The organism is Streptomyces sp. NPDC046197 (assembly GCF_040646295.1).
Lineage (GTDB): Bacteria > Actinomycetota > Actinomycetes > Streptomycetales > Streptomycetaceae > Streptomyces.
Genome location: NZ_JBEYZY010000019.1, coordinates 80,486 through 93,412, shown reverse-complemented (window position 1 = coordinate 93,412; position 12,927 = coordinate 80,486). Strand labels below are relative to the sequence as shown.

Sequence of the window (12,927 nt, the reverse complement as noted above, 5' to 3'; positions counted from 1 at the left end):
GAGCACCGCCGTGTCACCCGGTGTCCCCCGCCGTGTCACGTGCCTTCTCCGGCTGGGCGGGACGCGCCCCATCGGTCGCCGATGGTCCCGCCGCGCCTGCTGCGCCTGCCGCGTCTTCCGGTCCGTTCACCACGTCCACGTCCCTCGCCCGGACATAGGCCAGCCGGTGCCCGAACTGGATCTCGTAGTACTCCTCCTGGCCCGTCACCACCGGATCCGGTTGGTCGGCGAAGAAGGACCTGTCGATGTAGGAGCCGACGACGCGATCCTGCGTCACATACCGCTGACCCGCTCGGAGGCTGTACGGCAGCGGCGACTCGGTCTGCTCCTCCATCCCCTCCGGGTAGGCGTCCTCCTCCGGCAGGGCCCGTCCGTACACCGGGATCTCGCTGAGGCCCTCCCTCGGAGTCACCATCTGCCCGGTCGCACCGACGGCCGTCGGGTGTGCCTTCGGGTTGCTGAACCACGCCTTGTGGCCCTGGTACCAGATCGCCGTCCAGTCGCCGCTGCGCCCGGCCACCGCGAAGGTCTGTCCGGCCGAGACCCGCGACCCGAGGTCGTCGACGTCCTCGGTGGAGCCCTCGCCGCCGGGGCGCCGGCCCGGATCCTGGATGAGCGGGGCCTTCTCGTTCGGCTCGGTGTGGAGGCGGACGGCACTGGAGCCGTGCGGCGCGCAGGGCACACCGGCCTTGGTGCATCCCGTGAACCGCGGCTTGTGGGTGGCGTAGTCCGGCAGCACGGTCACCAAGGCGCTGTCCGGCCCGGCCGTGGAACGCAGCGGTGCGCCGAGGAGGTCGAAGTAGTGCCGCCAGTCCCAGAAGGGGCCGGGGTCGTCGTGCATGTCCGGGATGGACGCGGCGGTCGGGGCGGGCACGTTGTCGTGACCGAAGATGTGCTGCCGGTCGAGCGGGACGCCGTACTTCTTCGCCAGGAAGCGCACCAGGCGGGCCGAGGTCCGGTACATCTGCTCCGTGTACCAGGCGTCGGGCTGCCGGAGGAACCCTTCGTGCTCGATACCGATCGAGCGGGCGTTCACGAACTGGTTTCCCGAGTGCCAGGCCGCGTCCTTGGTCCTGACGTGCTGGGTGACATGGCCGTCACTGGAGCGGATCGAGTAGTGCCACGACGCCTCCGTCGGATCCTGCACGGTCTGGAACATGGACTGCAGCGACGCCTCGGTGTCGTGGATGACGATGTAATCGATCTTCTGGTCCCGGGGCCGGTCGGCCAGGTCGTGATTGCCGTAGTTGTCCTCGTCGATCTCGACGTACGGCGCGCTGAGCCAGGAGCAGGTCAGCTCAGTCGGGCACTCGACCTCCTTGGGGCGCCCCGCGTCCTGCGGGCGGGGGGTCTTGGGACGCACGCCCGGACTGGCTGGGAGTGTGACGTGCTGGCCCGTGTCCGTGGTGCGGTCCGCACCGCGGCGGATCACCGCGAAGACGTCGTTCGCGTAGGTCGTCGCCGACGCGGTGTCGCCCGTGCCCGGGAACCGCACCACCGACTCCCACCAGTCCGCCGGGTTGTCGCTGAGCGGCTTGCCGAGCTTGCGCTGGGTCGCGGCCAGCAGCGCCGCGCCGCCGCGCACATTGGCCTCGTCGTCCGTCCGCAGCCGCCCCGGCGGAGCCCCGATCAGCCGGGCGGCCCGTTGCAGGTCCGCCGGCTGCACGGAGCGACTGCCCGAGGGGCTCGGCTCGGGAGAGGACAGCGGCCCTGCCGTCCCGGCGTGCGAGGCGCCGCTTCCCGGGCCGGCCGCCGACTGCGGCTGGGGCTGGGGCGGGCGGGAGTCCACCAGGTGCATCGGCCCGTAGCCACCGGCGACGCTCGGGGCGCCCCGATGGGAGTCCCAGCGCGTCTCCATGTAGGACACGCCCATGAGCACACTGCGTGGTACGTGGTATTCCTCGGCGGCGGCGGTGAAGCTGTTCTGCAGGCGCCGGTCGGCCGCCACCTCGGGGTCGTCCGGCGGGCCGGCCAGCAGGGGCACCGCGAGCGCCGCCGAGGCCGCCACGCAGATGATGCAGCGGCGCATGCACACGGCGCTGGGGACTCGGGGGGCGAGATCGACACGTCTTCTCATTGCAAGGGCCTCCAACCATGCTCGTCGCAGCCAGGACAAGGGAGTTGCCCTTAACGCCACCCCTCGTACGCTTCCGTGCCCGACACGCCATGTCGCGCCGAGCGTCACCGACGTGGACCAGCCGCCCCGCAGAGGCCACCCGGTCGGCGGCAGAACGTCCGCCCCCACGCGGAACCGACGGGGGCCCCACCGCGTAGCGCTGCCCGCCGCCGACGGGCTGACGGCGGCTCAGCCCTCGACCGGATCCACCACCCAGTCGGGGTGTCCCGGCATGGGCGGCGTGTGCGGCCCGTACAGCCACGGCGTCAGAAACGCCGTCAGATCACGGCCGGCGACCTCGGACGCCAGCGCGATGAAGTCCCGGGTGCCGGCGGCCCGGCCACGGTACCTGGACACCCAGGACCGTTCGATCCTGCCGAAGGTCTCCTCGCCGACCTTCTCCCGCAGGGCGTAGAGCACCAGCGCCGAACCGTCGTACCGCATCCGCTTGAACAGGGTCGCTTCGGTGGGTTCGGCGGGCGCCCCGTCGTCGTGACGCCACTGGTCGTGCTGCTCGTACGCCGCCCGCATCGCCGCCTCCATGCTGTCGCCGCCGTGCGTGTCGGAGTAGAGGCGTTCGTAGTAGCGGGCATGACCCTCACTCAGCCACAGGTCCGACCAGCGCCGGATGGCGACGCTGTCGCCGGTCCAGTGGTGGGTCAGCTCGTGCACCAGGTCGCGCTCGGCGTCCACCTGATCCCCCAACAGATCCGCCCTCGGCACAACGGACAGCGACTGCGTCTCCAGCGCCACCGGCAGGTCCGTGTCCCCGACCAGCACGCCGTAGCGGCGGAAGGGATAGGGGCCGAGCCGCCGTTCCAGCCAGGCCAGGTGCTCCGGGGTGAGGGAGCGGTACCCCTCGGTGTCGGTCACCAGGCCGTCCGGGACCACGTCCCGGACGGGCAGCCCACGCGGACCGGTGCCGTCGACGAACGCGAACCTGCCGATCGCCATCTGGACCAGCTGCGGGGCGACCGGCTGCTCGGAGTCGTACGTCCACCTCACCCGTCCGTCGGGTCGCCGGGCGCGCTGCACGAGCCGGCCGTTGGCGACCGCGGTGAGGTCCGGTGGCGTGGTGATGCGGAAGGTGAACGGTGCCCGCAGGCTCGGGTGATCGTTCGCCGGGAAGATCATCTTCGCGCCGTTGGGCTGCGGGTAGAGCACGGTGCCGTCGGGCGTGGGCACCCAGCCGTAGTCCCCGATGGCGTCCCCGCGGTGCCGTCGCTGGGTCGGGTCGGCGGTGTAGGCGACCCGTACGGTGAAGGCGCTGCCGTCGGGAATCGGTTTCGCGGGGGTGACGACGAGTTCGTCGCCGTCGCGTACGGCGGTCGCGGGTGCGCCGTCGACGGTGACGGTGTGCAGCGTGTTGCCCGCGAAGTCCAGGTCGAACCGGGACAGCGCCTGTGTGGCGGTGGCGCTGATGGTGGTGTCGGCCTGGAACGGTGTCCGGGGCGCCTGCCAGTCGAAGTCGAGGGTGTAGTGGCGGACCGTGTAGCCGCCGTTTCCGTCGAGCGGCACGAGCGGGTCGCCGATGCCCGGCGCGCCGGGTGAGGGCGCCGCGCCGGACGCCGACGCGGAAGGTCCGGGTGCGGGGGAGTGGTGCTCCTCCTGCCGGAGGGAAGCGACCAGGGCGGCGGCGCCGGTGACGCCGACGGCGCCGGTCAGGGCGAGGACGAGCACCGTACGGCGGACACGTGGGTCACGCCGCAGACGGCTCCTGCGGGACTGAGTACCGGGCGGCCGCGTGAACGCGCTCACCGGACGTACCGGTGGGCGTCGCGGGATCCACGGATCGGCGGACGCAGGTGTCCGCCGGCAGTCGTGATCTCCATGGCCGCACTATGTCAGCAGGAGGTCGCCCCAGCGAGCCGTGTCCTCGTCCCGACCACCGCACGGGCTATCCCCGGCGCCCGAACGATGACTGTCGCCGACGACCGTGCCGGTTCGCCACACCGTGTGCCCCTGCGGGGCGCCCCGCCCGTACGGGCGGGGCGCAAGAGCCGGGATCAGCCGCGGGCGACTCGCGGACCGTTCCCGGACGGCCCGCCGTGCTCCGCCGCGGCCGCCAGGCCCGGTTGCAGACGGCGGGCGACGTCGATGTGGTCGGCGGTCCAGATGATGCGCAGGGCCGTGGCGGTGGCTCGTCCCCTCTCGTCGCTCAGGTCGCGGCGCAGCGCCTCGATCAGCCGCTCTTCGGCCGTCGGGTTGCGGGGCAGCGGCTCGGGCACGGCGGTGCCCCGGCCCAGACACGCAGCCAGGTCCCGGTACCAGCCCGTCACCCGCCCGGACGCCTGCAGCAGCACCAGCCGGGCCTCTCCCCGGTCGGTGGCCAGATCCGGCTCGCCGGCCCGCTGCCACAGGCCCAGCACGGCGTCCGCGGCCAGGCGCAGCCCCACGACGCCCGTGACCAGCGTTGACACGCAGGCCAACGGCACCGGCTTGGGTCCGCGTTCGGCCAGGTAGGTGCGGAAGGCGTCGTCGAGCCTGCGCGCCGCGGCCGCCGCCTCACGCGCCTCCTCGGCCGGGGCGCCGACCGGCCCGGGGCCGGCGCCGCAGCGCCCCACCGCGTACGCCACCGCGCCGGCCAGATAGCCCGCACTTCCGGTGTACGCCTCGGCCAGCGCCCGGTCGACGGCGGCCGCCGCACCGCGCGGCCAGAAGAAAAGACCGACCACGACGCTCACGGCACAGCCGATGGCGATGTCCTCGATGCGCAGCAGCACGATGTGCCAGTCCGGGTTCTGGCCGATGCTGAACAGGATGACCAGGGTGACGGTGAACGCGGCCTGCCCGGCGGCGAACGAGACGACGGTGGGCGCGACGCCGGCGAGCAGCACCGCGAACGGCAGCAGGTACCAGAGCACGTCGCCGTGGCGGCCGATGAGGTACAGCAGCCCTGCCCCGATCACGGAGCCGGCGAGGGTGCCGCCCAGGGCGCGCAGTGCGTTCTGCCCGGTGCTGAGGGCGTTCGAGCGCAGCACCGACAGGGTCCCCAGCAGCACCCAGAACGAGCGCTGCACGCTCGTCAGGTCGGCGAGCGCCACCGCGACGCCGAGGCCGGCCGCGCCGCGCAGGCTGTTGTGCAGCCAGACCGAGTGGCGGGTCAGATGAGCGGCGGCCCGTTCGCGGGCCGCCGACAGCGGTTCGGACATGGCGCCGGGGTCGCGGCCCAGCAGGCGCTCCAGCCAGCCACGGCGCTCGGCGGCCGCGGCCAACTCGACGTTGCTCGCCACCTGGAGGGTCGCGAATCCCAGTTCCTGGGCGCGGAAGGACACATCGATGACGCCGATGACGGGGTGTGCCCGGGAGGATGCGGCCGCGCCCGCGCGGTGTACGGGCAGCCGGGCGGTGGTGGTGCGCTCCAGGTCGGCCAGGGCGGCCCGCAGATCCTCGGCGGCGGTGCGGATTCCCTCCGGCGAGCCGTGCGGGGCGTCGAGGAGCCCGGCTGCGTGGTCCAGGACTCGGGCGGCGGCCCGCCGTACGGTGTGGGCCTCGGGGTCGCCCGCCGGGCGCTCCTTCGCAGGGGGCGTGCTGTCGGCCAGGATGCCGCACAACCAGGTGAGTTCGTCGACCAGCCGGACCAGAGCGCGGGAACCGGTGTCCAGACCGGTCGGCCGATAGGGGGTGGCGTCGAAGACGCCGCGCAGCTCGGCCGCGGCCGCGGCCGCCGTGTCCGCGGCGGCCCGGCACTGTGCGGTACCGGCTGCGGCCGGTCCGCCGGCCAGTGCGGACGCGTCCGTGCGCAGTTGCTCCGCCGCCGCCCGGCAGACCCGCGCGGCGGGCGCGCTGAGCGGATCCACGGCGGGCCTCGGCCACAGCACCCGGACGGCGATCATGGCAGCGGCCGTCGCCAGGCCCGCCCCGGCGAGCCGGTCCGGAAGCTGCGCCGACGGCACGGGTGAGGTCACCGGAAGGACGAAGGCGAGCAGCAGTGCCGTGGACGTTTGCGCGAGGACCGAGCTGACCACCCCGGAGAACAGCACGAGGAAGCCGACCACGACCATGACGGCGACCGCGAGCCGTTTCTCAGGAGCGACGAGCGTGCCCAGGCCGATGAGAACGGCCCAGGCCAGCCCGAGTTCCAGGTGGGCCCGCAGCCGCTGCGCCATTGGGCCGGTGAAGTCCACCAGCAGCAGCATCGAGAACGAACCGAACGCGGCGTACGTGGCCATGGCGGCCGAGCCGATCACCTGGCCGCACAGGGCGAACAGCGCGGGCATCACGATCGCGGTCCGCCCGGCCCGGCGGGTCGCCGCCAGTTCGGGGTCATGGGCCCGCAGCCACGACACGGCCGCTGCGAGCCGAAGCCGGTCAGGCGTCCGCATACGGCCGCACCCGCGCGCGACCGGACGCTACGGCTTGCGCCGTCGGCTCGGCGTCCGTGACGCCGGCCCGGCGGCCCCCCGGGAACGGGCGCTCACCTCCTCGGAGTCGAGGATGTCGTCGCCGTACAGGTCCTGCAGCCAGGTGGTCTGGTAGATGGTGTCGAGGTAGCGCTCACCGAGGTCCGGGGCGATGGCCACGGCGGTGAGGCCGTCCGCCCCGTGCTGGGCCAGCCACCCCATGGCACCGCTCACCACCGTCCCGGTGGAGCCGCCGAACAGGAAGCCGTGTCTGGCCAGACGGTGGCAGGCGCGGATGGTGTCCGCCTCCTCGACCCGTATCAACTCGTCCACGAAGGACTCGTCGAGCAGCGGCGGGCGCATGCTCATGCCCAGGCCGGGAATCATCCGGCGGCCCGGTTCGCCGCCGAAGGCCACCGAGCCGACGGTGTCCACCGCGATGATCCGCACCGGGCGGTGCCACTGGCGGAAGTAGCGCGCGCAGCCCATCAGGGTGCCGGTGGTGCCCGCCCCGACGAACAGCGCGTCCAGCCGGGGGAACTGACGGGCGATCTCCGGCGCGGTCTTGCGGTAGTGCGCCCGCCAGTTGCCCGGATTGGTGTACTGGCTGAGCCACACGTACCGGTTGTCGGAGTCGCACAGCGAGCGGACGTAGTCGATCCGCGCCCCGAGGAACCCGGCGTTGGCGTCCATGTCGGCGATGACGTGCACATCGCTGCCCAGCGCCTCCATCAGCAGCCGGGTGGACAGGTTGCAGCGGGAGTCCGTCACGCACAGGAACCGGTAGCCCTTGCTCGCGGCGATCATGCTGAGCGCCACGCCCAGGTTGCCGGACGAGGACTCGATCAGAATCGAGTCCGGCGTCAGGAGGCCGTCGCGCTCGGCGGTCTCCACCATCTCTATCGCGGCCTTCAGCTTGATGGAGCCCGCGAAGTTGAAGCCCTCGCACTTCAGGTAGAGGGTACGCCCGAAGATCGACTGCAGGTCGATGTAGAGCTCGCCTTCGTTGAAGGCATGGGGTTCGGAGATGACGGGCACGATGGCCTCCTGATGCCAGAGCCGAGGAACAGGGCGATCAGCCGTACCGGCGCAGCTCGTGGAAGAAGTCGTCGATGAGGCGCAGGTGTCCGGTCCGGGCCACTTCGTCGTAGACGTACTTGCCGACGGCGAGGTCGAGGACCCCGAGTCCGAACGGCGAGAAGATCACCGTACGGTCGCTCGGCGGGTCCGTCCGGCCCGTCATGACGTCGTAGAGGGTGCCGTCCAGGAAGTCCCGGCTGCCGGTGAGCTGCTCGGCCAGGTGGGGAGAGGTGTTCGCCTTCAGACAGTGCTCGACGTCGTCGACGAAGTTGGCCGAGGCGAGCAGGACCTCGGGAGCGAGGTCGCGCAGGGACACGTGCAGGACCACGGGATGGTGGCCGAACCAGGCCGGGTCGCTGACGTGCGGTTCGCCGGCGACGGTGGCGAAGACCACCAGGTCGCTGGAGCGGATGAGTTCCTCGGCGCTGTCGTGGACGGTGACCTCGCCGGCCGTTCCGGCCTGTTCCAGGTAACCCCGGAAGCCGGCCGCGCTGTCGGCCGACAGGTCGTGCAGCCCGATGGTGTCGAACGTCCAGCCGGTGCCGGCCAGGAAGGTGTGGATGTAACGGGCGATCAGGCCCGTGCCGAAGAACCCGACCCGGCTGGGCCGGGGCCTCGTGCGGGTGAGCCAGTCCGCCGCCAGCGCCGCGGAGGCCGCGGTCCTGGTGGCGCTGATGATGGAGCTCTCCAGGCAGGCGAAGGGATACCCGGTGTCGTGGTCGTTGAGGATGAGGACCGCCGAGGCCCGGGGCAGGCCGGCGGTGATGTTGCCGGGGAAGCTGGAGATCCACTTCAGCCCGTCCACGCGCGCGGGCCCGCCGATGGACGCCGGCAGCGCGATGATCCGGTCCGCGGGACGGTCGGGGAAGCGCAGGAAGTACGACGGGGGGTTGACCGAGTCACCGGCGCCGTGCAGCCGGTAGGTGGCCTCGACCAGCTCCACGATCTTCTTCTCGCTGCCGTCGAGCGCCTGCTGCACCTGGGCGCCGCCAAGCACCGCGAAAGTCGGCGCGGGGGCCGGGTGGGCGCGGCCGCCCCGGTCGGCGGGGGATGTCACGGGCGTCATCACTCACTCGCCTTCCGGGTTGGGCAGCGGTCGGCCAGGCGCAGGGGCTCGGCCATGGCGACGAGCACCTCGCGTGCACCGGTGAAGGCCTCTCTGCTGTGCGCGGTGCGGACGTTGTCGACCAGCATCAGATCGCCGGCCTGCCACGGCTCGCGCCGGGTGTGGGCGTCATAGGTGGCGTTGAGCAGCTGCACGACCTCCTCGTCGATCGAAGTGCCGTCTCCGAAGCGGGTGTTGAACGGCAGTCCGTCCTCGCCGTATACGTCCACCAGGTACTCGCGCACCTCCGGGGCCAGCGTCCACTGGTTGAGGAAGGCGATCTGGTTGAACCAGCAGCGCCGGCCGGTGACCGGGTGCCGCACCACCGCGCTGCGGCGCTGCCGCGTCTGCAGCGTCCCGTCGGGCTGCCAGGTGAAGTCGATGGCGTGGGCGCGGCAGTAGTCCTCGACGGCGGCGGGGTCGTCGGTGCCGAACGACTCGGTCAGGGACGCCCCGATCTCGTCGTTGTAGCTGCGGGTGAGCAGCCAGCCCTCACGCTCGAAGCGTTCGGTCAGCGCGCTGGGCAGCGCCTGGAGCACACGCTCGGCGTCGGCCACCGCGGTCGCCCCGCCCTGGCCCGGCGGGGTGACACAGGCGAACAGCATCAGGCCGGGAACCTCCAGCGCGTAGCTCAGCTCGTGGTGCATGCACATCGGCTGGTTGGCCGGCCAGGTGGTGGAGGAGTACACCCCCGGGCCATGGCTGTGCCGGGGGGCGAAGGCCTCCCTCTCCAGCATCAGGTCACCGGCCAGCGCGGTGAAGACGGCACCGGCCTGGCCCGGCTCCCGCAGCCCCAGGCCGCGGACCAGGACCACTCCGTGTTCGGTGACCAGCGCACGCAGCGCGTCACGGTTCTCGGCCGCCCACCGGGACGCGTCGGCGGGGACGTCGACGGACAGGATCGGAGGTCTGTCCGGCTGCAGCTGCACCTCGAGCAGTGACGCCGGGGAGGGCAACGACATCGTGGTTTCCTTTCGTTCGTCACCAAGGGGGCTCGCGAAGGATCAGGAAGAGGCCAGCAGTTCGGCGGCGACCAGGACGGCCCGGGCCGCCTCGGCCGGCCGGGTGCGCGGGAAGTAGTGGCCGCCGTCGGTCAGTCGGTGCAGGTCGACCTGCTCGGCCAGGAGCTGCCAGTCCTGGTGCCGGTCGGCGTGTCCCGCCGTGCTGGGGTCGTCGTCGGCGACCACCACGGTGACCGGAGCGGAGAGCTTCACCGTCTGCGCGCCTTCCAGGGCGTCGGCGAAGTAGCGGTGCGCGGCCACGCAGTCGTGCCGGTAGGCCGCGCCGATGTGTTCGGCGTGCTGCGCGTTCAGCTCGCCGAGCTCGGTGTACCCGCCGTCCGTGCCGAGTCCGGCGGCGATCTCGGCGTTGCTCTGCCGCGTCAGCTCGGTCACGGCGGCGCGCCGGCCGGCGGCGGTGCCGAGCAGCTGCGCGGCGAGGAACACCCGTGCCACGTCCACCCCGTGCTCCCCCAGCCGCCTCGCGGTCTCCACCGCCAACGCGGCGCCCGAGGAGTGACCCCACAGCATGACCCTGCCCGGGCCCCGTCCGGCGATCTCTGCGGCCACCTGCTCCGCGACCTGCTCGATGGGCTCGAAGGGTTCCTTACGGGCGGCCAGGTCGTGTCCCGGCAGCTCGACGGCGTAGACCGCGAGCCCGCTGCCCGCCAGGGCGCCCGCCATCGGCTGGAAGTTGACCGCGTTGCCGCCCGCGTACGGGAAGCACACCAGCGCGCACTCCGGCGCACCGTCCGCCTCGGACAGCGGCTGAAGCAGCTCGTGGCGTTTTCGGGTCGCGCCGTCGAGCAGGGCGGCGAGGTCGGCCAGTACCGGGTGGCGGGTGATGTCCTTGAGCGACACCGCGCGGTCGAGGGCGATGGTGAGTTTCACCGCCGACAGCGAGGTGCCGCCGCGGTCGAAGAAGTGGTCCTGCCGGCCCACCTGGTCCTCGGGGACGCTCAGCAGCTCGGCCCAGGCGGCCGCCAGCCTCCGCTCCGTCGGGGTGCGGGGGGCGTCGTGGTGCTGCGCGGCGGCGTCGGCCTCCGTCGCCGCGGTCCGCGAGGCCAGTGCGGTCAGGGCCTTCCTGTCGATCTTGCCGTTGGCGGTCAGCGGCAGAGCCTCCTGCCAGTGGAAGGCCGAGGGGACCATGTAGCCGGGCAGCACGTCGCCGAGGGCCCGGCGCAGTTCCTCCGTCTCGCAGTGCCGACCGGTGTAGAAGGCGATCAGATGGCTGCTCCGGTCCGCCCGTTCGGCGACGACCACCGCGCCGTCGCGCACGCCGTCCACCCGCAGGAGGGTGTTCTCGATCTCGCCGATCTCGATACGGAAGCCGCGGATCTTGACCTGGTTGTCCCGCCGGCCCAGGAACTCCAGTTTGCCGCCGGGGTGCCAGCGCCCCCAGTCGCCGCCCAGGTACAGCCTCTCGCCCGGCCGGTAGGGGTCGTCCAGGTAGGCGGCACGGGTCCGTTCGGGGTCGTTGATGTAGCCACGGCCCACGCACACCCCGGAGAACGCGATCAGTCCCGGGGCGCCCAGCGGCACCAGCTGCATCTGCTCGTCGAGGACGTACACGCGTACGTTGTTGACGGCACGCCCCAGCAGCACGCGCTCCGGCACCTCGTGCATGACCTCGTGGTTGGTGTCGTCCGACGTCTCGGTCAGGCCGTAGGCGTTGACCAGCCCGACTCCCGGCCGGACGGCGAACCAGCGCTGGACCAGCTCCCGTTTCAGAGCCTCGCCGGTGACCGACACACACATCAGGTCGGGCAACGCGCGGGGATGCTGCTCCAGATACGAGACCACCACCTCCAGGTAGGAGGGCACGACCTGCACCACACCGGCACGGCCGTCGACGAGGGTGTCGACGAACCGCTCCACGTCCACCACCGAGTCCTGCGGGACCAGCAGCGTTTGCCCGCCGACGAGCAGTGCGGCCAAAAGCTGCCACAGCGAGATGTCGAAGCACTGGGGGGCCGTCTGTGCCACCACCCGGCCCTCGCCGATCCCCAGGTCGTCGATCTTGGCGTGGAGATGGTTGAGCATGCCCGCGTGCTCGCACATCGCGCCTTTCGGCTCTCCGGTGGAGCCGGAGGTGAAGTAGATGTAGGCGAGCTGACCGGCATCGACCTTCACCCCGACATCGCTGTCGGTGTGCTCCTCCGCGTACGCCGTCTCGACCAGCAGCCTCTCCGCCTCCGGGAGCGCGGCCAGGGCCTGGTCGAGGGTGCCGGTGCTGCCGGACTCGGTCAGCACCAGCCGGCAGCCGGCCCGGGAGAGCATGGCCGTGATACGACCTGCCGGAAGGCGAGGCTCGACGGGCAGGTACACGCCCCCGGCCTTGAAGACCGCCAGCACCGAGGCCAGCCAGTCGAGGTTGCGTTCGGTGACCACGGCCACGACGTCTTCCCGGCCCAGCCCCCGTGCCAGCAGCGCCCGGGCCAGCCGGTTCGCACGGGCGTTGAGTTCGCCGTACGTCCAGGAACGGTCGCCGTGCACCGCGGCCACGGTCTCGGGATGGGCCCGCGCCCGCCGTTCGAACAGCTCGTGCGCCCGTGCCTGCGGCAGCGCTCGGTGCGGTCCGGCCAGCCCCTCCAGCTGATGGTCGACCTCCTCGGGCGACAGCAGACTGCCCCGCGTGTGCTCGGCGTCCGCGTCGGCGGCCAGCAGTTCCAGTGCGGTGAGGTGGTAGCCACCGATCCGGGCCGCGGACTCGGCATCCAGCGCGTTGGTGCGATACCGCAACCGCAGCACCGCCCGCCCGCCCCGGTCGTCCCAGCACACGGCGAGCACCGCGTCCTCGGGCAGTTCGCCCCCGGCTCCGCGCGGGTCGAACACGACCTCCGGCGCGGGTCCCGACGACCCCAGCTCCCGCCGCAACTCCTCCACCGGGAAGTCCTGGTGCGCCAACAGTTCCGCCTCGGCGCGCTGGGTCTCCGACACCAGCTCGCGCCACGACCCGGGGGCAACGGTCAACCGGCACGGCAGCGGAGCACGTCCCGGGCCCGTGACGTAGCCCGTCACCAGCTCCTGCTCACCCGACAGCGCGGCCAGCACCTTGACGTGCGCGGCCAGCAGCACCGCGGTCACCGGTACACGCGACCGGGCCGCGAAACCGCGCACCGCTTGCGCCACGTCCACCGGCACGACCACCTGGTGTTCGGCCACACCCGTCGCGGGCTCCCGCACCCACCGCGGGAGTGCCGTGAAGCCACCGGCGGCCAGCACGCCGCTCCAGAATTCCCGGTCCGTTCGCACCTGCGCTCCCAGCTGCGTTCCCATCGGATG

7 protein-coding genes are annotated in these 12,927 nt (G+C 72.3%); all 7 read right to left on the bottom strand.

Annotated elements, in window-relative coordinates; genetic code table 11:
- Positions 1-13: 13 nt before the first annotated feature.
- The 7 genes from AB0A61_RS25485 to AB0A61_RS25455 all read right to left on the bottom strand — a co-directional run bounded on the left by AB0A61_RS25485 (position 14) and on the right by AB0A61_RS25455 (position 12,921).
- A complete protein-coding gene (locus AB0A61_RS25485; RefSeq protein ID WP_361296479.1) occupies positions 14-2,029 on the bottom strand; it encodes a peptidoglycan recognition family protein in 2,016 nt (671 codons plus the stop codon).
- Positions 2,030-2,305: 276 nt separating this feature from the next.
- Complete coding sequence (locus AB0A61_RS25480; protein ID WP_361296476.1) at positions 2,306-3,874, bottom strand: M1 family metallopeptidase; 1,569 nt, start codon at positions 3,872-3,874, stop codon at positions 2,306-2,308.
- Between the two features lie 248 nt (positions 3,875-4,122).
- Positions 4,123-6,441 carry an FUSC family protein gene (locus AB0A61_RS25475; RefSeq protein ID WP_361296474.1) on the bottom strand — a complete coding sequence of 773 codons (2,319 nt, stop codon included), beginning with the start codon at positions 6,439-6,441 and terminating at the stop codon, positions 4,123-4,125.
- A 27-nt stretch (positions 6,442-6,468) separates the two neighbouring features.
- Positions 6,469-7,497, bottom strand: coding sequence for a 2,3-diaminopropionate biosynthesis protein SbnA (gene sbnA / locus AB0A61_RS25470; RefSeq protein WP_361296471.1), 1,029 nt, complete (start codon positions 7,495-7,497; stop codon positions 6,469-6,471).
- A gap of 37 nt (positions 7,498-7,534) precedes the next feature.
- Entirely contained in the window at positions 7,535-8,605 is a 1,071-nt protein-coding gene (gene sbnB, locus AB0A61_RS25465; protein WP_361296468.1) for a 2,3-diaminopropionate biosynthesis protein SbnB, read from the bottom strand.
- Positions 8,605-9,606, bottom strand: coding sequence for a TauD/TfdA family dioxygenase (locus tag AB0A61_RS25460; protein ID WP_361296465.1), 1,002 nt, complete (start codon positions 9,604-9,606; stop codon positions 8,605-8,607). Before AB0A61_RS25460 ends, sbnB begins: the two co-directional genes overlap by 1 nt.
- Before the next feature lie 42 nt (positions 9,607-9,648).
- Entirely contained in the window at positions 9,649-12,921 is a 3,273-nt protein-coding gene (locus AB0A61_RS25455; RefSeq protein ID WP_361296462.1) for an amino acid adenylation domain-containing protein, read from the bottom strand.
- Between the last annotated feature and the right edge of the window lie 6 nt (positions 12,922-12,927).